This is a genomic window from Streptomyces sp. RPA4-2 (assembly GCF_012273515.2).
GTDB lineage: Bacteria > Actinomycetota > Actinomycetes > Streptomycetales > Streptomycetaceae > Streptomyces > Streptomyces kaempferi.
In genome coordinates this window covers 2,063,116-2,084,896 of record NZ_CP050975.2, presented here as the reverse complement: position 1 = coordinate 2,084,896, position 21,781 = coordinate 2,063,116, and the positions used below count along the sequence as shown (strand labels likewise).

The following is a 21,781-nucleotide window of genomic DNA, read 5'->3' as shown; positions in this document are numbered from 1 at the left end:
AACGGGCGGTCCGCAGCCGGGCGGCGCACCCAGCCGGAGGCCACCCACAGGCCCTGCGCGAAGGGGCGGAGGCGACCTAGCGGGGCGGCGCCGTGGAGCCCCGTACGACCAGCTCGACCGGGATGTCCCCCTCCGGCGGTGTGCGGCCGTCCAGGACGGCGAGGAGGGCCTCCATGCCCCGTTCCCCGAACAGCTCGGCGTCCAGGCGGACCGTGGTCAGCTCGGGGTCGATGGCGCGGGCGAGGGCAAGGTCGTCGAGACCCGTGATCGAGAGGTCGTCGGGGACCCGCAGTCCAAGGCGGCGGGCCGCCTTGTAGGCGCCGGCCGCGAGGTTGTCGTCGTCGCAGACCAGGGCCGTGGGCCGGGGCCCTGGCGCGGACAGGGCCGTCTCCGCGGCGGCACGGGAGGGCTCGATGGAGATCGGGGCGCGGGCCGTGCGCAGCCGCGTACCCGGGACGCTCTCCAGCCGGGCGGCCAGTTCGCGGGCGCGCACCTCGAAGGTCCAGGACGCGATGTCCGCCCCCAGGTGCAGGAAATGACGGTGCCCGAGGGCCAGGAGATGGTCCGCCACCTGGCGCACGCCGTCCCTGATGTCGAGGTTGACGGTGGCCGCGCCCAGGCTGCCCGCCGGGTCGCTGTCCAGCATCACGAGGGGCAGTTGGTCGCCCCGGATCGCCGTGAGGGCGTCCGCGGCCATGGAGGAGGCGATGACGCCGTCCAGGGCCGCCCGTGCGGAGCCGAACGGGTCACGGGCGGGGCCGATGCCCTCGGGTGAGGGGTAGAGGACCACACCGAAGCCATGGGCGGAGGCCACCCGCGCCGCGCCGGTGTAGACGCCGGCGAAGAACTCCGTGGTGAGCGCCGGGACCACCAGAAGGACCGTGCGGGTGCGGCCGAGGCGGAGGTTGCGGGCGGCCAGGTTCGGGCGGTAGCCGAGCTCCCGGGCAGCCTCCCGGACGCGGTCCGCCGTCGCCTCGGAGACCCGGCCGCGCCACTTCTCGCCCAGCACGAGGGAGACCGCGGCCTGGGAGACCCCCGCGGCCTGGGCGACGTCCCGGCTCGTGGGGCGCGTGCTGGCTCGTGCCACCGGCGACCTGCTCCTTCGTCTGGACTCGCGGACTGGGCACATGGTACGTATGAAGAGGGACGTTATACGTAACACTGGCAGCTCCGGGTCGCCTCGGGCGCTCGGCGGAGAAGGCGGGAACATGGCCGCGGGATACCTGGAGATCCTCAGGGCGAGGCATGCCGCCCGGCTGCTCGCCGGCACGCTCACCGGGCGGCTGCCGAACGCGACCGCCGCCATCGCGGTCGTCCTGTTCATCCGGGCCGAGGGCGGCACGTACGGTCTGGCCGGGGCGCTCGCCGCCGTGTACGGGGTGGCCAACGCCGTGGGACAGCCGCTGCTCGGGCGGCTCGTGGACCTCTACGGGCAGCCGCGCGTCCAGTTGCCCGCCGCGCTGGTCTCGGCCCTCGGCATGGCCGTCTTCGCCCTCTCGGGCACCGACCCGCTGCCCGTCGCCTACGCCGCCATGGTGGTCGCCGGACTCTTCACGCCACCGCTGGAAGGCGGCCTGCGTGCCCTGTGGCCGTCCGTGCTGCGCCGCGAGGACCAGGTGCACACCGCGTACGCGATGGACGCCGTGGCCCAGGAAGTCATGTTCACCGTCGGACCCCTGCTGGTGACGCTGTTCGTGTCGCTCTGGTCCGCGCAGGCCGCGCTGCTGATCCTGAACGGCATCGGGGTGCTGGGCGCCCTCTGGGTGGTCGTCTCGCCGCCCTCGCGCGCGTGGCGCTCGGCGCCGCGCGAGGCGCACTGGCTCGGCGCGCTGCGCTCACCCGGGCTGCTGGCCCTGCTCGGCGCGTTCCTGTTCGTGGGGAACGCGCTCGGCTCGATCACGGTCGCCGCCGTGTCGTACGCCGACGACCACGGCGGGGACGCGGTGTACGGCTGGCTGATGGCGGCCCTCGGCCTCGGCGCGCTCGTCGGCGGCACGGTGTACGGGGCGCGGCAGTGGAGCGGCACGCCCGAGCGGCGACTGCGCGTGCTGGTGGCGTTTCTGGCGGTGTGTTACCTGCCGCTCCTCCTGATGCCGGGAGCGGTCGCCATGACGGCCCTCACGGCCCTCGCCGGTGTGTTCCTGGCACCCTGCATCGCCTGCGCGTTCATCATCGTGGACCGGCATGCCCCGAAGGGCACCGTCACCGAGGCGTTCTCCTGGCTTGTGACCACGTTCACCGTGGGCGCGTCGGTCGGAACGGGCCTCGCGGGCCCGGTCGTGGAGTGGGGCGGGGCCGTGTGGGGCTTCGCCGTTCCGGGCGCCGCGGGAGCCGCCGCGCTGGTGGTTCTGCTGGCCACGGGGCGGGTCCTCGCAGCTACCGGGGACGGTGCGGTAGTTGCGGTCTCATCGGAAAATGATCCAAACCGTGCCGTCGAACCCCGTTTCAGCTCGGGGGATCGGGCGTAATGTTCAGTCATGGACCGCCGCATTTTCGGGCTGGAGAACGAGTACGGCGTCACGTGTACGTTCAGGGGACAGCGGCGCCTGTCTCCCGACGAGGTGGCGCGGTACCTCTTCCGCCGTGTCGTGTCATGGGGCCGCAGCAGCAATGTCTTTCTGCGGAACGGTGCCCGCCTCTATCTCGACGTGGGATCACATCCGGAATACGCGACACCCGAATGTGACAACGTGACGGAACTCGTCACCCACGACAAAGCCGGCGAGCGCATTCTCGAAGGACTCCTGGTGGACGCAGAACGACGCCTGCACGAGGAAGGAATCGCGGGCGACGTCTACCTGTTCAAGAACAACACCGACTCGGCCGGCAACTCGTACGGGTGCCACGAGAACTACCTGGTGGCTCGCCACGGGGAGTTCTCCCGACTCGCGGACATCCTCATTCCGTTCCTGGTCACGCGGCAGCTGCTGTGCGGCGCCGGCAAGGTGCTGCAGACTCCGCGCGGCGCCGTGTACTGCGTCAGCCAGCGTGCCGAGCACATCTGGGAGGGCGTCAGCTCCGCGACGACCCGCTCCCGGCCCATCATCAACACCCGCGACGAACCACACGCCGACGCCGAGCGCTACCGCCGGCTGCACGTCATCGTCGGCGATTCGAACATGTCCGAGACGACCATGCTCCTGAAGGTCGGCGCCACCGACCTGGTACTGCGCATGATCGAGGCCGGCACGGTGATGCGCGACCTCACCCTGGAGAACCCGATCCGGGCGATCCGCGAGGTGAGCCACGACATCACGGGCCGCCGCAAGGTGCGGCTGGCCAGTGGCCGTGAGGCCTCCGCCCTCGAGGTGCAGCGCGAGTACTACGAGAAGGCCGTGGACTTCTGCGAGCGCCGCGGCATCCGCACCGGGACCGTCGAACAGGTCCTCGAACTGTGGGGCCGGGTGCTCGACTCGATCGAGGCGGAGGACCTCGACCGGATCGGTACCGAGATCGACTGGGTCATGAAGTACAAGCTCATCGAGCGGTACCGGGCCAAGCACAACATGACGATGTCGCACCCGAGGGTCGCTCAGATAGACCTCGCCTACCACGACATCCACCGTCGTCGTGGCCTGTACTACCTGCTGGAGAGGAAGGGACAAGCCGCTCGGATCTGCAATGACTTGAAGATCTTCGAGGGCAAGTCCGTGCCGCCCCAGACCACTCGGGCGCGGCTGCGCGGGGACTTCATCCGGCGAGCCCAGGAACAGCGCCGCGATTTCACCGTCGACTGGGTTCACCTCAAGCTCAACGACCAGGCACAGCGCACCGTGTTGTGCAAGGACCCGTTCCGTTCGGTCGACGACCGGGTGGAGAAGCTGATCGCCGGAATGTGAGCCGGGCGTTCCGCGAGTGACGCGGAACGCAACGCGGGGCGCCGTACGTTTTCCGTACGGCGCCCTTCTCACGTCGTAGAGTTGCGCGCACGCCATCAACCAAGATCGATCGATACGAGGCCCCCACCGTGCGCCGACGCTCACTTCTCCTCGCCGTACCCGCAGGACTGGTCACTCTCGCCGGATGCGGTGACGACAACAAGTCGGAGAAGGCCAAGTCCAGCAGCAGTCCGTCGCCTTCGGCGTCCGCCTCGTCGGCACCGCCGCCGAAGATCGTCGACGGTCCGCTGCCCGCCATCACGGCCGGGACGAAGTTCGGTGAGAAGCCGACCGTGGCCAAGGGAAGCGGCGCCCCGTCGAAGGACCTGGCGGTCAGGACGGTCATCGCGGGCAACGGCGGGACGGTCGCGGAGAACGACTACATCCAGGCGAGCTACCTCGGCCAGGTCTGGGACACCGCGAAGGTCTTCGACAACTCCTACGACCGCAAGACGTCGCTGGTCATCCAGCTCGCGCAGGGCGGCATCATCGACGGCTGGCGCTACGGCCTCGTGGGCAAGAAGGTCGGCAGCCGCGTCGAGATGGCCGTCCCGCCGACCTGGGGCTACGGCACGCGGGGCAACACGCAGGCGGGTATCAAGGGCACCGACACGCTGGTGTTCGTCGTCGACATCGAGAACACCTTCAACGCGAAGAGCTCCGCCAAGGGCAAGGACGTCGCGCAGAACGACAAGGCCCTCCCGAAGGTCGGCACGAACACCGACGGCAAGGCCCCCTCCATCGACGTGCCCAAGGCGGCGGCGCCCACGAAGCTCGTGGCGGACTACGTCATCGAGGGCGACGGCGAGGAGGTCAAGGCGGACAGCAGCGTCCTGGTGCAGTACAAGGGCGTCCTGTGGGACGGCGGCAAGGAGTTCGACTCCACGTACAGCCGCGGTCAGCTGACGTCGTTCTCGCTCCAGCAGGTCGTCAAGGGCTGGGGGCAGGGCCTGACGGGCAAGAAGGTCGGCAGCCGCGTCCTCATCGTCGTCCCGCCGGCCCTGGGCTACGGCGACAACCCGCCGAGCGGCAGCGGCATCAAGAAGGACTCCACGCTGGTCTTCACGGTCGACATCCTGGCGAAGATGTGAGCCCGTCAGGGATGTGAGACTGTCGGTGGTGCCTCAAGGGCACCACGCGAACCCACGCGAACAAGCAGGAGCGAGAGACGTGAGCATCGAGAAGCCCGAGATCGACTTCCCGGGCGGCGAGCCCCCGGCGGACCTCGAGATCAAGGAAATCTGGGAGGGCGACGGCCAGGTCGCCAAGGCCGGAGACTTCGTCAAGGTCCACTATGTGGGCGTGGCCTTCTCCACCGGCGAGGAGTTCGACGCCTCCTGGAACCGCGGCAACCCGCTGGAGTTCCAGCTCGGCGTCGGCCAGGTCATCAGCGGGTGGGACCAGGGCGTGCAGGGCATGAAGGTCGGCGGCCGCCGCCAGCTGACCATCCCGGCGCACCTCGCCTACGGGGACCGCGGCGCCGGCGGCCGGATCGCCCCCGGCGAGACGCTGATCTTCGTCTGCGACCTGGTCGCGGTCTGACCTCGGTCCGGGGAGCCCACGGTTCCCCGGCGCCCGGGACCGGTCGTCCGGGCCCGGGGAGCGCTGTTCCCGGTTCGGCGACCGGGAAATCGGTGACTCCGGTCCGATCATCGGGAAGGTCGCACTCTGGTCCGATCTTCGTACACCGTGTGATCGGGATTCGACCGGATTCGATCACCTGGGGCCCATGCCTGTCCGGGCATGGGCCCTCGGCTTTTGCCACGACACTCCGGAGCGGTACGGTCATCGGTCGGAAGCACCATAGGGAAGGGCGTCGATGGCCATTGCCAAGGCCGAGCGGCTGATGAACCTGGCGCTGTGTCTGCTCGGGACACGGCGGCCGCTCAGCAAGCGCGAACTGCGCGATTCCATCGAGGCCTATGTGGAGGCGTTCAGGCCGGGCAGGGGAGCGGCCTCGTCCGACGACTCCTTCAACCGGATGTTCGAACGCGACAAGGACGACCTGCGCGAGCTCGGCCTGGTCATCGAGACCGTGGAGAACCTCGACGGCGAGGTCGGCTACCTCGCCCGCCGCGACAGCAACCGCCTGCCGGCCATCACCCTGGACGCCGAGGAGGCCGCCGCCCTCGGCCTCGCCGCCAAGGTCTGGCAGCAGGCGCGGCTGGCCGGCGCGGCGAGCGGCGCCCTGCAGAAACTGCGTGCCGCCGGCCTGCCCGAGGACGTGGACCCGTACGAGGCCCACGGCGCCCTGGAGCCGCACATCCCCGTGCACGAGGCGGCCTTCGAGCCGCTGATGCTGGCCTGCCGCGACCGCCGCCCGGTCGTCTTCGACTACCGCAAGGCGACGGCCGCGCACCCCGAGACCCGGCAGGTCGAGCCCTGGGCCCTGGAGTGCTGGCGCGGCCACTGGTACCTGGCGGGCTGGGACCGCGACCGCGGGGCCGAGCGCGTCTTCCGGCTCTCACGGATCACCGGCAAGGTCCGCGCCCGGGCCGGCCGGTACACGGCCGAGGTGCCCGACGTCGTCACCGTGCGGGAGACGGTCGCGGGCTGGGCGGGCGAGATCGCCGACCGCTCCGCGCGGATCCGGCTGCGCAGCGGCTCCGGTTACCCGCTGCGGGCCAAGGCCGTCTCGATCCGGGAACGGGAAGACGGCTGGGACGAGTTGGAGATTCCGTACGGGCACGGCCTGGAGGCGTGGCTCGTCGAGTTCGGGCCCGATGTCGTGGTCCTGGAACCCGCCGAGCTGCGGGCCGACGTGGTGGACCGGCTGCGCGCCGTGGCCAAGGGCTGAGGGGGAACGTAGGAAAGTGGCAGGAAAACCGGCCAGGCCCACGAACGCGATCGACCAGACCCGGCGGATGCTCTCCCTGGTGACCTATCTGCGGGAGCGCCCCGGCGCGCGCGTCGGTGACGTCGCCCGGGCCTTCGGGATCACCGAGGACGAGTTGATCTCCGACCTCGACGTGCTGCCGCTGTGCGGGACGAGTTTCCGCGGCGGCGACCTGCTCGACATCGACACCGACGGCGACCGCATCTGGTGGCACAACCCGGACGACGTCGCGGCGCCGCTCCGTATCGCCGCCGACGAGGCGACCGCGCTGCTGGTGGCCGCCCGCGCGGTCTCCACGCTGCCCGGGTTGCGTGAGGGCGACCGGCAGGCGCTGCTGCGCGCCACCGCGAAGGTGGAGGCCGCCTCGGGAGAGGCGGCGGGGGCCAGCTCCCGGCTCTCGGTGACCTTCGAGTCCGAGGGCGGGGTCTTCGCGGACGTCGACCGGGCGATCTCCGAGCGCCGCCGGCTGTGGATCCGCTACTACTCGCCCTCGCGCGACGAGCTCACCGAGCGCGAGATCGACCCGATCCGCCTGGTCAGCGTCGGGCACACCTATGTGGAGGCCTGGTGCCGCCGCTCCGAGGCGCGCCGTACCTTCCGGCTCGACCGGGTCGCCGAGATCCGCATTCTCGACGAGCCGTCCGCGCCGCCGGAGGTCGAGCTGAGGGACCTGTCCGAGGGGCTCGTGCAGCCCGCCGCCGAGGATCCCGAGGTGGTGGTCGAGGTCGGACCGGGCGGGCGCTGGGTCGCGGAGTACTACCCGCACGACAGCGCGGATGAACTGCCGGACGGCGGGCTGCGTATCACTCTGCGGACCCCCGACCCCACGTCGCTGCGGCGGCTGGCTCTGCGCCTCGGCCGCGACGGCCGGATCGTGTCGCCGCCGGAGCTGGCGGACAGCGCGCGACAGGCGGCCCGTGAGGCGCTGGCGGCCTACGACGGGCTCGACGGCGACGGCGACGGCGACGGAGTCCAGGACCGACCGTTCGACAGGCAGGAGCAGGGGCTTTGACCACGTCGGCGATGTCTGGTGGGTCGGAGAAGGCCGGTGTCACGGAGCGGGCCGGGAGGCCCGAAATAGCCGGGGGAGCGGTGAAGGCCGGTGCGTCCCCCAGCGCCGCCGAGATGACGGTGATCAGCGCGTTCGCCGGGATGCGCAGAGTGGCCGACGTGCTGTTCAGGGCCGGCTGCCCCGACTGCCGGGCCCGGCTGGAGCTCCGGGCGAACGCCCTGATGCTGGCGATCGGCGCGTCGAGCCGGACCACCTTCTACTCCTTCACCTGCACCGAGTGCGGCGCCGCCGTCCGCAAGCCCGCGGGCGAGCGGATCGTCGAGCTCCTCACCGGAGGCGGGGTGCGGACGCTGCGCCTGCACTCGACGCTCTAGGCTCGCCCCATGTTCTGGCCGATGTGCGCGATCGCTGTGGGTTTTCTGGGAATGGCCGTTCTCGGCGTGCTCGCCGTCCGGGTCTTCCTGGAGGCGGAACGTCTGGGACGGCAGGTGACGGATTCCGCACGCCGTATCAACAGGGCGGCCGACGACCTGGAGCGGGCGACGGTCGGGGCCGCGCGCTCCGTGGACGGCCTGTGACCTCGCGGGAGTCCCGGTAAGAGTCGTCCCAGGGTTGCGCAATGCGTCACTCTGGCCTGTCAACTTGCCGGTGCGGGCAGGTACGCTTCTGATCGCGGCCCGAAGAACGAGGCGCGGGTCGCGACCGGGAGTACGCACAGGGATTGCCCCGCGTTCACCCCTGAGCGTTACGATCGCTGTCAACACGACGACCGGACACACGTCCGACCGATCGGGCAGTACCCCGCCCATGCAGCCTCGGTGAGAAGGTAAAGACTTATGTTCGGAAGGCTCGGAGCTCCCGAGATCATTCTCATCCTCGTCGTCATCATCCTGCTGTTCGGCGCGAAGAAGCTTCCGGACATGGCGCGCTCCCTCGGCAAGTCCGCCCGCATTCTGAAGAGCGAGGCCAAGGCCATGAAGGACGAGGGCAGCAACCCCGCCCCGGCTTAAGCCCGCCCAGCACCGACGAGCAGACCCCGGCCCAGCGCACCATCCAGGCCGCGCCCGGCGACGTGACCAGCGCCCGTCCGGTCAGCGAGCCCACGGACACGACCAAGCGCTGACGCAGGGCCGGACCTCTCCGGCCCGCCGCACGAGATGAGGACGTGGGTTGCTCAAGCCTGCCCGCAAGAAGGAGAAGGACCCCGAGGGGCGGATGCCCCTCGCGGAGCACCTTCGTGAGCTCCGCAACCGGCTCGCGAAGGCCGTTCTGGCCATCGTCGTCGTCACCGTCGTGGCCGCCTTCTACTACAAGAACATCATCGAGTTCTTCACGAACCCGATCCTGGACGCGGTGGGCTGCCAGTCCACCCTGTCGGAGCTCGCGCAGCAGCGGAGCGGCACCTGCGCCCGCATCGTGCTGAACGGCCTGCTGACGCCGTTCACGCTCGCGCTCAAGGTCTCGCTGATGGCCGGTGTGATCTTCGCGTCGCCGATCTGGCTCTACCAGCTGTGGGCCTTCATCGTTCCGGGCCTGCACCGGCACGAGAAGAAGTACGCGCTGGCGTTCGTGGGCACGGGCGTCCCGCTGTTCCTGGGCGGCGCCTTCTTCGCGTACAAGACGCTGCCGACGATGGCGACGGTCCTCCTCGGCTTCTCGCCCGCGGACCTCGACAACCAGCTGCCACTGGACGACCTGCTGGACCTCATCGTCCGGATGGTGCTCGTCTTCGGGCTCTCCTTCGAGCTGCCCCTGCTGCTGGTCATGCTGAACCTGACCGGAGTGCTCACCGGCCGGCGCATGCTCGGCTGGTGGCGCGGCATGATCATGGGCATCACGGTCTTCGCGGCCGTGGCCACGCCCAGCACCGACCCGCTGACCATGCTGGCGCTGGCCGGGCCGATCTGGGTGCTGTACTTCGTGGCGACCGCCTTCTCGCTGCTGAACGACCGGCGCAAGCGCCGCCGCGAGGCCGAGGGACCCGACGACGACGAGGCCTCCGAGCTGGACCTCACACCCGAGGACATCGGGGAGGTCGAGACGGTGTCGGCCGGCGGGGCGCTGCCCGGGCAGGCGGCCCCGGACCGGGTCAACGGTTATGACGACGTGACCTGACAAGGAGCGAAGATCTCGTAGGGTCAGGGCCGTGACCAGCGAGATCACCCTCTTCGTCAATCCCACCGCAGGGCGCGGCCGGGGCGCCCGTGCGGCGCAGCCGGCCGCTTCCGCTCTGCGGGCGGCGGGATTCTCCGTGCGGACGGTTCTCGGCGAGAACGCCGCCGACGCCCTGACCCGCGCGCGCGACGCGGTCGCGAGCGGAACGGGCGCCCTGATAGCCGTCGGCGGCGACGGCATGGCACATCTGGCCCTGCAAGCCGTCGCCGGGACCCGCACCCCGCTCGGCCTGGTCGCCGCCGGCACCGGGAACGACTTCGCGCGCGCCCTGGGCCTGCCCCTCGGTGATCCGGCCGCCGCGGGGCGGCAGATCGCCGAGTCCCTCAAGGGCGCCCGGCTCCGGGACGTCGACCTGGGCCACGTGAACGGCACCTGGTTCGGCACCGTCCTCGCCTCCGGCTTCGACTCCCGGGTCAACGACCGCGGCAACCGCATGCGCCGGCCCTCCGGACGCGTCAAGTACGACCTGGCGATGCTCGCCGAGCTGGCGGCCTTCCGGCCGGTCCGGTACCGGATGACCCTGGACGACGGCGAGACCCGCGAGATCGAGGCGACTCTCATCGCGGTCGGCAACGGCTCGTCGTACGGCGGCGGCATGAAGATCTGCGCGGGCGCGGACCTCGGCGACGGACTGTTCGACATCACGGTCGTCGGGCCGTGCACCCGCAGGACGCTGCTCAGGGTGTTCCCGAAGGTGTACCGGGGCACCCATCTCTCCCATCCCGTGGTGAGCGTGCACCGGGCGGCCGGCGTGGAGCTCGTCGCCGACGGCCTCACCGGGTACGCGGACGGTGAGCCGCTGGGGCCGCTGCCGCTCACGGCGCGGTGCGTGCCGGGTGCGGTGCGGGTGGCGATTCCCTGAGCTGCGGGGATCCGGGGCTTCACCGGTACGGATCCGGATATTGATCGTCCTGTTGTCAGTGGCTGCCGGTAGTCTCGAAGGCACGATGACAGAGGACCTCTCACCGGCCGAGCGGTACGCGGCAGCACGGAAGCGCGCTGTCGAGCAGGCCACCGCGCTCGCCTCCTTCCGCGAGATGTACGACTTCGGCCTCGACCCCTTCCAGATCGAGGCCTGCAAGGCGCTCGAGGCGGGCAAGGGTGTGCTCGTGGCCGCGCCCACCGGCTCGGGCAAGACGATCGTCGGCGAGTTCGCCGTCCACCTGGCCCTCGAGCAGGGCAAGAAGTGCTTCTACACCACGCCGATCAAGGCGCTGTCGAACCAGAAGTACGCCGACCTCTCCCGCCGTTACGGCGCGGACAAGGTCGGTCTCCTCACCGGGGACAACAGCGTCAACTCCGACGCCCCGGTGGTCGTCATGACCACCGAGGTGCTGCGCAACATGCTGTACGCGGGTTCGCAGACCCTTCTCGGCCTCGGCCACGTGGTCATGGACGAGGTGCACTACCTCTCCGACCGCTTCCGCGGCGCCGTGTGGGAGGAAGTGATCATCCATCTTCCCGAGTCGGTCACCCTCGTCTCGCTCTCGGCGACCGTGTCGAACGCGGAGGAGTTCGGGGACTGGCTGGACACCGTGCGCGGTGACACCGAGGTGATCGTCTCCGAGCACCGACCGGTGCCGCTGTTCCAGCACGTGCTCGCCGGACGCCGGATGTACGACCTCTTCGAGGAGGGCGAGGGCCACAAGAAGGCGGTCAACCCCGACCTCACGCGGCTGGCCCGCATGGAGGCGAGCCGTCCGTCGTACCAGGACCGCCGGCGTGGGCGCGCCATGCGCGAGGCCGACCGGGAGCGCGAGCGCCGGCAGCGCTCGCGGATCTGGACGCCGGGCCGCCCCGAGGTCATCGAACGGCTCGACGCCGAGGGCCTGCTGCCCGCCATCACCTTCATCTTCAGCCGCGCCGCCTGCGAGGCCGCCGTCCAGCAGTGCATGTACGCGGGACTCCGCCTCAACGACGAGGAGGCGCGGGTGAAGGTGCGCGAGATCGTCGAGCGGCGCACCGATTCCATCCCGCCGGAGGACCTGCACGTCCTCGGGTACTACGAGTGGCTGGAAGGCCTGGAGCGGGGCATCGCGGCCCACCACGCCGGCATGCTGCCGACGTTCAAGGAGGTCGTCGAGGAGCTCTTCGTACGCGGCCTGGTGAAGGCCGTGTTCGCCACCGAGACCCTCGCGCTCGGTATCAACATGCCCGCCCGCTCGGTGGTGCTGGAGAAGCTCGTCAAGTGGAACGGCGAACAGCACGCCGACATCACTCCCGGTGAGTACACCCAGCTGACCGGCCGGGCGGGGCGCCGCGGCATCGACGTCGAGGGCCATGCCGTCGTGCTGTGGCAGCGCGGCTTCAGCCCCGACCACCTGGCCGGACTCGCGGGCACCCGCACCTACCCGCTGCGTTCCAGCTTCAAGCCGTCGTACAACATGGCGGTGAACCTGGTCGAGCAGTTCGGGCGGCACCGCTCGCGCGAACTCCTGGAGACCTCCTTCGCGCAGTTCCAGGCCGACAAGTCGGTCGTCGGGATCTCCCGGCAGGTGCAGCGCAACGAGGAGGGACTCGAGGGTTACAAGGAGTCCATGACCTGCCACCTCGGGGACTTCGAGGAGTACGCGCGGCTGCGGCGCGAGCTCAAGGACCGCGAGACCGACCTCGCCAAGCAGGGCGTGGCGCAACGTCGCGCGGAGGCGGCCGTCGCACTGGAGAAGCTCAAGCCGGGTGACATCATCCATGTCCCGACCGGCAAGTTCGCCGGTCTGGCGCTGGTGCTGGACCCCGGTCTGCCCGCGGGCCGGTCCAACGGCCACCGCGGTTTCGAGCAGCACGACGGCCCGCGCCCGCTGGTGCTCACCGCCGAGCGCCAGGTCAAGCGGCTGGCCTCGATGGACTTCCCGGTGCCGGTGGAGGCGCTGGAGCGGATGCGCATCCCGAAGTCCTTCAACCCGCGTTCCCCGCAGTCCCGTCGCGACCTCGCGTCCGCCTTGCGCACCAAGGCCGGGCACATCGTCCCCGACCGGCTGCGCAAGAAGCGCTCCGAGGCCGCCGACGACCGCGAGATCGCCCGGCTGCGCACGGCGATCCGCGCCCACCCCTGCCACGGGTGCAACGACCGCGAGGACCACGCCCGTTGGGCCGAGCGCTACCACCGGCTGCTGCGCGACACCTCGCAGCTGGAGCGCCGCATCGAGGGCCGGACGAACACCATCGCCCGCACCTTCGACCGTATCGTCGCCCTGCTCACCGAGCTGGACTACCTGCGCGGCGACGAGGCCACCGAACACGGCAGGCGGCTGGCCCGGCTGTACGGCGAACTCGACCTGCTGGCCAGCGAATGCCTGCGGGCCGGCGTCTGGGAGGGACTGAACCCGGCCGAACTCGCCGCGTGCGTCTCGGCGTTGGTCTACGAGTCGCGGGTCGGCGACGACGCGATGGCGCCGAAGCTGCCCTCCGGCAAGGCCAAGGCCGCGCTGGGCGAGATGGTCCGCATCTGGGGCCGTCTGGACGCCCTGGAGGAGGACTTCAGGATCACCCAGTCCGAGGGCGTGGGCCAGCGCGAGCCGGATCTGGGCTTCGCCTGGGCGGCCTACGAGTGGGCTTCCGGCAAGGGCCTCGACGAGGTGCTGCGCGAGGCGGAGATGCCGGCCGGCGACTTCGTCCGCTGGTGCAAGCAGGTCATCGACGTGCTGGGCCAGATCTCGGCCGCCGCGCCCGTGTCCGGCGGAGAGGGCTCGACGGTCGCGAAGAACGCGCGCAAGGCGGTCGACGGGCTGCTGCGCGGGGTGGTCGCCTACTCGTCGGTGGGCTGAGCCGGGCCCGTTCGCTCGTGGTGCGCCGTCCCGATGCGGGGGCGGCGCACTTCCGTACTCCGGCCCTCCGGTGCGTCGCCGGTACTCCGGTACGTGGGTACGTCGGTAGGTGAATTCATCGATACGTCGCTACGTGAATAGGCCGGTACGTGGGTACTTCGGCACATGGGTACGTCCGGTACGCCGGTCACCCGGACCGCGGCGTCAGCGGCTCAGTCGCGCGCCCGCAGGTAGCCGCGCCAGCCGCCGTACTCCGTGATGTCCTCCGCGCCCTCGAGCGCGCGGGGCTCGCACAGGAAGCCGGGCACGTGGGTGCCGTCGGCCAGTTCGACCCGGCCGAGCGCCATCGGACGGGGCAGTTCGGCGAGCAGGCGGCCGAGGCCCTCGGCGGGCAGCCGCCACACCTCCGTCTCGACGGCGGCCCCGCCCGCGCCGGTGCGGACCAGACCCGGCTTGGGAGGTGTGGTGGCCAGGGCGTACAGCCGGTAGGAGGCCGCCGTCGCCGTCGTACGCTCCCACTCGGCGCCCAGGGCGAGGAGCTGCGGGTTCAGGGGCTGGCCCGACAGATGGGCGCCGAACACGGCGACCCGTGTCCGAGGCCGGAGCAGGGCGGCGATCCGGGCCAGGCGCTCGTCGGTGAACGCGCGGCCGATCAGCATGACGCCGAAGGACAGTCCGTCCACGGTGCCCGCCGGAACGGCGACCGCGGCGAGGTCGAAGAGGTTCGTTGAGTTGGTGAAACGCCCCAGGCGGGCGTTGGCGCCCAGCGGGTCGGCGGCGACCTCCGCGAGCGTGGGGTGACCCGGCGCGGTCGGCAGCAGCAGGGCGTCCGCGTCGCCGAGCCCGGCGAGGGCCCGCAGACGCAAGTCGGCCAGCCGGTCCTGGTCGGCGAAGAGACGGTGGGCCGGGATGTCCCGGGCGCGAGTGATGATCCCCGCGACGGTCGGGTCGAGACCCGCGCCCCCCTCGCTGAGCAACTTGTCGACAAAACTCCCCACCGCGGTGTAGCGCTCGGCGACGAACGCGCCCTCGTAGAGCATCGCCGCCGCCTCGGTGAACGGGGTGAGATCGAGTGGTCGCACCTCGGCCCCCGCCGCGACGAGCTGCGCCACGGCGGCCTCGTACGCCCGCGCCCAACCCGCGTCCAGCTCGCCGAGCTGTGCCGTCGGGGGACGGCGACGCGCCAGGGACCGGGGGCGCGCTGGGGGAGGGCTTAAGCAGCGCGCGTCCGGACGGGCGGGCCAGGTGCGCGAGGGCGTGTTCGGCCTCCGGGAGCGTACGGGCGAAGACGGTCACGCAGTCCAGTGAGGCGCAGGCCGGGACGACGCCGGTGGTCGGGACCAGGCCGCGGGTCGGCTTCAGGCCCACGATGCCGTTGAAGGCGGCGGGAACACGGCCGGAACCGGCCGTGTCGGTGCCGAGGGCGAGGTCGACCAGGCCCAGAGCCACCGCCACGGCCGATCCGGAGCTGGAGCCACCACTGACGCGGGCCGGGTCGAGGGCCCCGCGCACCGCGCCGTACGGGGAACGGGTACCGACCAGGCCGGTCGCGAACTGGTCCAGGTTCGTGGTGCCCAGGACGAGCGCGCCGGCCGCTCGCAGGCGGGCGACCGCGGGGGCGTCCTCCTTCGGGGTGTACGCGTACGCCGGGCAGCCCGCGGTGGTCGGCAGGCCCGCCACGTCGATGTTGCCCTTCGCGGCGAGGAGCCGGCCGGCGAGGGGGAGGTGTTCGCCCGCGGCGACGCGGGCGTCGAGAGCCTCGGCCTCCTTCTCGACCGCTGCCCGAGGGCGCAGGTCGATCCAGATCTCGGGGCGGTCGACCGCCTCGACGCGGGCGTAGGCCGACTGCACTCGGGCGAGGGCGGTCATGGGGTGCTCCTTGTTCGTCGGAGTCAGCCGGATTTCAGCGGAGTGGGGAGAAGTTCACCAGGTTTCGCAGGGCACGATCCGATGGGCGCGATCCGACGGGTGAGGGGTGAGGGGTGAGGGGTGAGGGGTGCCCACCGGCTAGTCCACGGACCACGGCCGTGCGGTCAGGTGGCGGGTGCCAGGACCACGAGTGCCGTGCCCGCTTCCACCTGGGCGCCGGGCCTGGTGAGGACCTGCCGCACGACTCCGTCCGCCGGGGCGGCCACCCGGGACTCCATCTTCATCGCCTCCAGCGCCAGCAGGGGCTGGCCGGCGGTGACATGGTCGCCCGGCTCGACGTTCACCTGCCACACGGACGCGGCGAACTCGGCCTCGACGAGCCGGCCGCCCGCCGGGACGGTCACCTCTGCTGCCGCGGGCGCGGGCGCGGTTGCGGCGTCCGCGCGGGCAAACTCGCCCGCCGCCTCCCAGGCATCCCGCTCCGCGCCGAACGCGGCGCCCTGCCGGGCCCGGAACCGCGCGATCGACTCGGCGTGGTCGGCGAGGAAGTCCTCGTAGCGCGCCAGCGAGAACTCGCCCTCCTCGATCCGTGGCACGAACCGCCCCGAGACGATGTCGGCGCGCAGACCGAGGAGTTCGTCGGGCTCCACGGCGTACCACTTGATGCGGTCGAAGAAGCGCAGCAGCCAGGGCGAGCCCGGCTCGAAGGCACCGCGTTGCTGCCACCCCGACCACACCTGGGTGGTCCGGCCCACGAACTGGTAGCCGCCGGGACCCTCCATGCCGTAGACGCAGAGATAGGCGCCGCCGATGCCGACGGAGTTCTCTGCGGTCCAGGTGCGGGCCGGGTTGTACTTGGTGGTGACCAGACGGTGCCGCGGGTCCAGCGGAGTCGCGACCGGCGCGCCCAGGTACACGTCGCCCAGGCCCAGTACGAGGTACTCGGCGTCGAAGACGGTGCGGTACACGTCGTCCACCGAGTCCAGGCCGTTCACCCGGCGGATGAACTCGATGTTCCACGGGCACCAGGGTGCGTCGTCGCGGACCCCCGCCATGTACCGGTCGATGGCCTCGCGGGTCGCCGGGTCGTCCCAGGACAGCGGGAGGTGCACGGTACGGGAGGGGACCACGAGCCGGTCGGTGGGAGGGAGCGCGCGGACCGTCTCCCGCACGGCGGCGAGCAGTGCGCGCTGCGGGAGTCTGCGCGGATCCGCCTGGATCTGCAGGGAGCGGATGCCGGGGGTCAGGTCCGTGACGCCGTCGAGGTCCGCCGCGGCCACCGCCTCCATCAGCGCGTGGACCCGCATGCGCAGCGCCAGGTCCAGCTGCATGGGCCCGAACTCGACCAGCAGGTTGTCGTCGCCGCTGCGGCGGAACGTCACGTCGCCGTCCCGGGCCAGTACCCCGCCGTCCACGACGGCGGCCCGCGCCGAGCCGTCGTCGGCGAGCGGCGTGAAGCGCACGGTGTCGCCGGGGCGGAGCTGGCCGAGTTTCCAGCGCTCCGTGCTGACGACCGTCGCGGGGCAGACGAAGCCGCCGAGCGAGGGGCCGTCCGGGCCGAGCAGCACCGGCATGTCACCGGTGTAGTCGACGGCACCGACGGAGTACGGCGTGTCGTGGATGTTGGAGGGGTGCAGGCCCGCCTCGCCGCCGTCCGTACGCGCCCAGCGGGGCTTGGGACCGACCAGTCGTACGCCGGTGCGCGCCGAGTTGAAGTGGACCTTCCAGTCGGCCGCGTAGAAGTCGTGGATGTCGTCCTCGGTGAAGAACTCCGGTGCGGCGTGCGGGCCTTCGAGCGCGCCGACCCGCCACCCGGACGTGAGCACGGGTCGGTCGGCGGGCGGTACGGGCGCCGACACGGAGGTGACCGATCCGCCGTGCAGCACGTCCCCGGTCCGCAGCGCCCGGCCGCCGTGCCCGCCGAACCGGCCCAGGGTGAAGGTGGCGGCGCTGCCGAGGAACGCCGGGACGTCCAGGCCTCCGCCGGCGAAGAGGACGTAGGTGCGCAGGCCGTGTCCGCCGGGTGCGCCGACGTCCAGCACCGCTCCCGCGGGCACCGTCACCGGCTCCCACTGGGCGATTGCCGTGCCGTCCACGGTCACCGGCGCCGGGGCGCCGGTGACGCAGACCGTGACGGCGTGCGTGAAGCGCAGGGCCGGCCCCCGCAGGGTGCACTCCAGACCGGGTGCCCCCTCGTCGTTGCCGAGGGCGCGGTTGCCCAGCCGGAAGGACAGGTCGTCCATCGGTCCGCACGGCGGCACGCCCACCTGCCAGTAGCCGGTGCGGCCCGGCCAGTCCTGGACCGTGGTGAGCGTGCCGCCGGAGACCACCTCGACGCGGGCCGTGGGATCGGTGACCCCGGCCAGCGTCGCCGTCGAGTGCGCGGCCCGCCGGAAGGACGGGTCGGCGAGCGCGGCCCGCACCAGCCCCAGGTTCGTCTCGACGCCGTCGACCCGAGTCCTGGCCAGCGCCTCGTCCAGCCGCTCCAGGGCGTGCGCGCGGTCCGGGCCGTACGCGACGATCTTCGCGAGCATGGGGTCGTACGCGGTGGTCACCTCGGTGCCCGTCTCCACCCAGCCGTCCACCCGGACGCCGCCGGGGAACTCGACCCGGGTCAGCAGCCCCGCGCTCGGCCGGTGCTCGCGCGAGGGGTCCTCGGCGTACAGCCGGGCCTCCACGGCGTGACCGCGCGGCGCCCCCGGGTCCCGCACGACCTCCGACTCACCGCGCGCGAGCCGCAGCATCCAGGCGACGAGGTCGACCCCGTAGATCTCCTCGGTGACCGGATGCTCCACCTGGAGACGGGTGTTGACCTCCAGGAAGTACGCCTCCTCGTGCGCGGCGTCGTACACGAACTCGACCGTGCCGGCCGAGCGGTATCCGACACTCGCGCACAGGTCACGTGCGCAGGAGGCGAGTCGGGCCCGCACGTGAGGCGGGAGCCCGGGGGCCGGGGCCTCCTCCACGACCTTCTGGTTGCGGCGCTGGAGCGAGCAGTCGCGGTCGCCGAAGGTGACGACGCGGCCCCGGCCGTCGCCGAAGACCTGCACCTCGACATGGCGGGCGTGCTCCACCAGGCGCTCCAGGAAGACCCCGGCGGAGGCGAAGGACGCGGCGGCGACGCGCTGTACGCGCTCCCAGGCCTCGGCCAGTTCACCCGCGGAGCCGCAGGCCGCCATACCGATGCCGCCCCCGCCGCCGGTGGCCTTGAGCATCACGGGGTAGCCGATGTCCTCGGCCGCCTCCAGGGCATCCGGGAGGCCGGGCAGCAGCCCCGTGCCCGGGGCCAGCGGCACACCGGCCGACCGGGCCGCCGCCCGCGCGGTGTGCTTCGCCCCGAACAGCTCCAGCTGCCGGGGCGTCGGTCCCACGAAGACGATCCCGGCGTCCTCGCAGCGCCGCGCGAAGGCCGCGTCCTCGGACAGGAAGCCGTAGCCGGGGTGGATCGCCCCGGCGCCGGTGTCCTTGGCCGCCTTCAGGACCAGGTCGGCGTCGAGGTACGAGTCCTTCGCGGGGGCCGGGCCCAGCCGGACGGCCTCGTCGGCGAGCCGGACGTGCGGTGCCGAGCGGTCGGGGTCGGAGTACACCGCGACCGTGCGGAGGCCGAGTTCGCGCGCGGTGCGGATGATCCGGACCGCGATCTCGCCCCGGTTGGCGACCAGCAGCGTGTCGAAGCTCATTCCGCCGTCCCTACGCTCATCCGCACGGCGGTCGGTTCGAAGCCGTTGCAGGGGTTGTTGATCTGGGGGCAGTTGGAGACCAGGACGAGGACATCGCGTGCGGCGCGCAGGGTCAGGGCGAGGCCCGGGGCCGAGAGGCCGTCGACGATGCCGAGGGTGCCGTCCTTCTCGACCGGCACGTTCATGTACCAGTTGATGTTCGAGACGAGGTCGCGCTTGCCGAGGCCGTGCCGGGCGCCGCGCGCGAGGAAGTTGTCCACGCAGGCGTGCTGCGACCAGGTGTGGTGGCCGTACCGCAGCGTGTTCGACTCCTTGGAGCAGGCGCCGCCGACCGTGTCGTGCCGGCCGACGTCGTCGGACACCACGGTCATCAGGGGGGTGTGCTCGTTGGACATCAGCACGCTGCCGGCCGTCAGGAAGATGTTGCCCTGCGCCTGGATCGTGTCGGGCGCGCTGTAGCGGACGGACGGGTCGTGGGCGTCGTACGCGAGGAAGTCGACGGCCTGGTTGCCGTGCAGGTCGGTGATGGTGAGTGTGCCGCCCGCGCGGATGACCGACGACCAGGCGGCGCGTGCGGGAACCACCGTCGTGGCGGCGCTCGTGCCCGTGGTCATGCGAGCCCCCTCGCGGCCAGGAACTCGACGGTGTTCTGGAAGGCACGGCGGCCCTCGGGCGTCGCCTCCCACAACGGGTCGCCCGGCTTCGTCGCCGCCGACCGCCAGGCGAGCACCTCGAGGGCGGTGCTGGTGTAGGCGGGGCGCGGGTCGACCGGGTGCGGCACGTTCACGATCAGCACGGTGACGTCCTGCTCGGCGCGCAACGTCACACTGCCGCCAGGACCCGCCGAACCGGTGAAGTCCAGGGAGCCGTCGTCGCCTATCGCCACGCCCTGGAAGAAGGAGAGCGAGGGCGGCAGATCACGTGGTCCGAGGCCGTTCTTGGCGGCGGCCAGCTTGAACAGCTCGCGTCCCGCGGGGGAGGCGGACTGCGGCACGCCGTCCCCGTAGCGCTGTGTGTTGCGTACGAGCGTGGAGGTGCCGCACAGGGCGTCGTGGCGCCCGGAGGTGTCGGCGGTGAGCGAGGCGAGCACGCGGCCCTGGTCGGAGAGGAGCAACTGCCCCTCGCCCAGGTACGCGTTCCACTGGACCTTGACCGTGTCCGCCACGTTCAGGCGCTCCCAGGGACGGTCGGCGGCGTACAGGAGGAGGTGGGCGCAGGCGTCGCCGCTCAGGTCGGTCAGCCTGAGTTCCGTGCCGCGGGCCAGCACCCGGTGCGTGTAGTTGCCGCCCGCCACCGTCTCCGCCCACACCAGGTGGCCCGCCTCGCAGGGGGGCGCGGGCCAGGAGCTCGCCGGAACGACGGGCATGGCCTCGGCGCGGGTGCCCTCCTGGGCGCGGGCGTGATCGCGTGCTCCGTGCGTGGTCGCTGTCGCCATCGCGGTTCCTCCGGCTCCGGGTGATTTCTGTCGCCCGACAGAAATTAGGAGCGCCGGGGTTCGACGCCGTGTCTCGCGCGTTGCCGTCCGGTTACCGATCCCTCACCCGTGCCCGCGGTGCGGCGAAGGCCGGTGGTGACACGGCTGGTCACGCGGCTTCGAGACTCCTCCGGGGTGCGATCGGCCACCGGCGTCATGTGCGAGGATCGAACGCATGGGAGCCGGGGGCGGACGACGGGTGGGCCGGCCGCGCGCGACGCAGCGGCCGGACAGCGGCCTGTCGCCGCGCGACGAACTGCTCGACGCGGCGGCCGAGTTGTTCACGACACGCGGGTACGCGGCGACGACCACCCGGGCCGTCGCCGAGCGGGCGGGCATGCGCCAGGCGTCCATGTACCACTACGTCTCCGGCAAGGAGGAGCTGCTCGCCGAGCTCCTGGAGTCCACGGTCACGCCCTCGCTGGCCTTCGCCCGCCGGCTCCTGGCGGACGACGCGGCCGCGCCCGAGGGCCGGTTGTGGGAGCTGTGCCGGACCGACGTGGAACTGCTCTGCGGCGGCCCGCACAACCTCGGCGGGCTGTACCTGCTGCCCGAGGTGCGCGCCGAGCGCTTCGCGGGCTTCCACGCCGTACGGGCCGAACTCAAGGGCACCTACCGGCAGTTGCTGGCAGCGACGGCCGCGGGCGGCGCTCTCGCCAAGAGTGAACTCGACCTGCGGACGGATCTGTTGTTCGGCCTCATCGAAGGGGTGATTCTCGTGCACCGCTCCGACCCGGACCGGCCCGTGTCCGCGTTCGCCGAGGCCACCGCCGACGCGGCGCTGCGGATCGCCGGAATCTGACATACCGCCCGGTGGAGCAGGGGATTTCGGCTACTCGTACGCCGTTACTGAGGGTGTGCGAGTGAAGCCTGAGCGTATAAATGGGCCGAGGGTACTCCTGTCCCCTGGGCGATTTCAGGCGCTTGCCGAATATGACACGGCGATGATCCGGTCGGACTAAGCTCGCCCGCAGCGCACCGAGTTGAGATGTAATCGTGCGCTTGTTCCCAAAAGTTCCGAAGATTCTGTTTGACCATGCAGTTTCCCCACGAACTCCCCCCCCGACCCCCCGCCGATCTGTCTCAGAGGGCA

16 protein-coding genes and 2 pseudogenes are annotated in these 21,781 nt (G+C 71.6%); 13 read left to right on the top strand and 5 right to left on the bottom strand.

Annotated elements, in window-relative coordinates; all coding sequences use genetic code 11:
* Positions 1-76: 76 nt before the first annotated feature.
* Entirely contained in the window at positions 77-1,087 is a 1,011-nt protein-coding gene (locus tag HEP85_RS08825) for a LacI family DNA-binding transcriptional regulator (RefSeq protein ID WP_168527289.1), read from the bottom strand.
* 121 nt (positions 1,088-1,208) lie between these two features.
* Here HEP85_RS08825 and HEP85_RS08820 point away from each other — a divergent pair, with 121 nt between their 5' ends.
* The 12 genes and pseudogenes from HEP85_RS08820 (at position 1,209) to HEP85_RS08765 (ending at position 13,665) form a co-directional block, all read left to right on the top strand.
* Positions 1,209-2,468 (top strand): MFS transporter, encoded by a 1,260-nt coding sequence (locus tag HEP85_RS08820; protein ID WP_168527288.1) that lies wholly within the window; start codon positions 1,209-1,211, stop codon positions 2,466-2,468.
* A gap of 9 nt (positions 2,469-2,477) precedes the next feature.
* On the top strand, positions 2,478-3,839 hold the full coding sequence (gene pafA / locus HEP85_RS08815; RefSeq protein WP_030606492.1) for a Pup--protein ligase: 1,362 nt from the start codon (positions 2,478-2,480) through the stop codon (positions 3,837-3,839).
* A gap of 128 nt (positions 3,840-3,967) precedes the next feature.
* Entirely contained in the window at positions 3,968-4,969 is a 1,002-nt protein-coding gene (locus HEP85_RS08810) for an FKBP-type peptidyl-prolyl cis-trans isomerase (protein ID WP_168527287.1), read from the top strand.
* Between the two features lie 79 nt (positions 4,970-5,048).
* Positions 5,049-5,420, top strand: coding sequence for an FKBP-type peptidyl-prolyl cis-trans isomerase (locus HEP85_RS08805; RefSeq protein ID WP_168527286.1), 372 nt, complete (start codon positions 5,049-5,051; stop codon positions 5,418-5,420).
* A 277-nt stretch (positions 5,421-5,697) separates the two neighbouring features.
* Positions 5,698-6,675: a helix-turn-helix transcriptional regulator gene (locus tag HEP85_RS08800; RefSeq protein WP_369657652.1), complete on the top strand. Its 978-nt coding sequence runs from the start codon at positions 5,698-5,700 to the stop codon at positions 6,673-6,675.
* A gap of 16 nt (positions 6,676-6,691) precedes the next feature.
* Positions 6,692-7,726, top strand: a complete 1,035-nt coding sequence (locus HEP85_RS08795; protein WP_168527284.1) for a YafY family protein — start codon at positions 6,692-6,694, stop codon at positions 7,724-7,726.
* A gap of 113 nt (positions 7,727-7,839) precedes the next feature.
* Entirely contained in the window at positions 7,840-8,100 is a 261-nt protein-coding gene (locus tag HEP85_RS08790; RefSeq protein WP_168533459.1) for a hypothetical protein, read from the top strand.
* A 9-nt stretch (positions 8,101-8,109) separates the two neighbouring features.
* The gene (locus tag HEP85_RS08785; RefSeq protein WP_168527283.1) at positions 8,110-8,304 is read left to right on the top strand and encodes a hypothetical protein; all 195 of its coding nucleotides are present in this window, start codon (positions 8,110-8,112) and stop codon (positions 8,302-8,304) included.
* 258 nt (positions 8,305-8,562) lie between these two features.
* Positions 8,563-8,849 (top strand): annotated as a pseudogene (gene tatA, locus HEP85_RS08780) (Sec-independent protein translocase subunit TatA).
* A gap of 47 nt (positions 8,850-8,896) precedes the next feature.
* Positions 8,897-9,841, top strand: coding sequence for a twin-arginine translocase subunit TatC (tatC, locus tag HEP85_RS08775; RefSeq protein WP_168527281.1), 945 nt, complete (start codon positions 8,897-8,899; stop codon positions 9,839-9,841).
* A gap of 31 nt (positions 9,842-9,872) precedes the next feature.
* Entirely contained in the window at positions 9,873-10,763 is an 891-nt protein-coding gene (locus HEP85_RS08770; protein ID WP_329286527.1) for a diacylglycerol kinase, read from the top strand.
* Positions 10,764-10,803: 40 nt separating this feature from the next.
* Complete coding sequence (locus tag HEP85_RS08765) at positions 10,804-13,665, top strand: RNA helicase (protein ID WP_168527279.1); 2,862 nt, start codon at positions 10,804-10,806, stop codon at positions 13,663-13,665.
* A 212-nt stretch (positions 13,666-13,877) separates the two neighbouring features.
* Here the strand turns inward: HEP85_RS08765 and atzF are convergent.
* The 4 genes and pseudogenes from atzF to HEP85_RS08745 form a co-directional block, all read right to left on the bottom strand.
* Positions 13,878-15,534: pseudogene (gene atzF, locus HEP85_RS08760) on the bottom strand (allophanate hydrolase).
* A gap of 164 nt (positions 15,535-15,698) precedes the next feature.
* Entirely contained in the window at positions 15,699-19,214 is a 3,516-nt protein-coding gene (locus tag HEP85_RS08755) for a 5-oxoprolinase/urea amidolyase family protein (protein ID WP_168527277.1), read from the bottom strand.
* On the bottom strand, positions 19,211-19,828 hold the full coding sequence (locus HEP85_RS08750) for an urea amidolyase associated protein UAAP2 (RefSeq protein WP_168527276.1): 618 nt from the start codon (positions 19,826-19,828) through the stop codon (positions 19,211-19,213). Before HEP85_RS08750 ends, HEP85_RS08755 begins: the two co-directional genes overlap by 4 nt.
* Positions 19,825-20,649, bottom strand: coding sequence for an urea amidolyase associated protein UAAP1 (locus HEP85_RS08745; protein ID WP_168527275.1), 825 nt, complete (start codon positions 20,647-20,649; stop codon positions 19,825-19,827). The genes HEP85_RS08750 and HEP85_RS08745 overlap by 4 nt, the downstream gene beginning before the upstream one ends.
* Positions 20,650-20,863: 214 nt before the next feature.
* On the opposite strand from HEP85_RS08745, the gene HEP85_RS08740 reads away from it, so the two are divergent.
* Complete coding sequence (locus HEP85_RS08740) at positions 20,864-21,490, top strand: TetR/AcrR family transcriptional regulator (protein WP_211117876.1); 627 nt, start codon at positions 20,864-20,866, stop codon at positions 21,488-21,490.
* Positions 21,491-21,781: the final 291 nt, after the last annotated feature.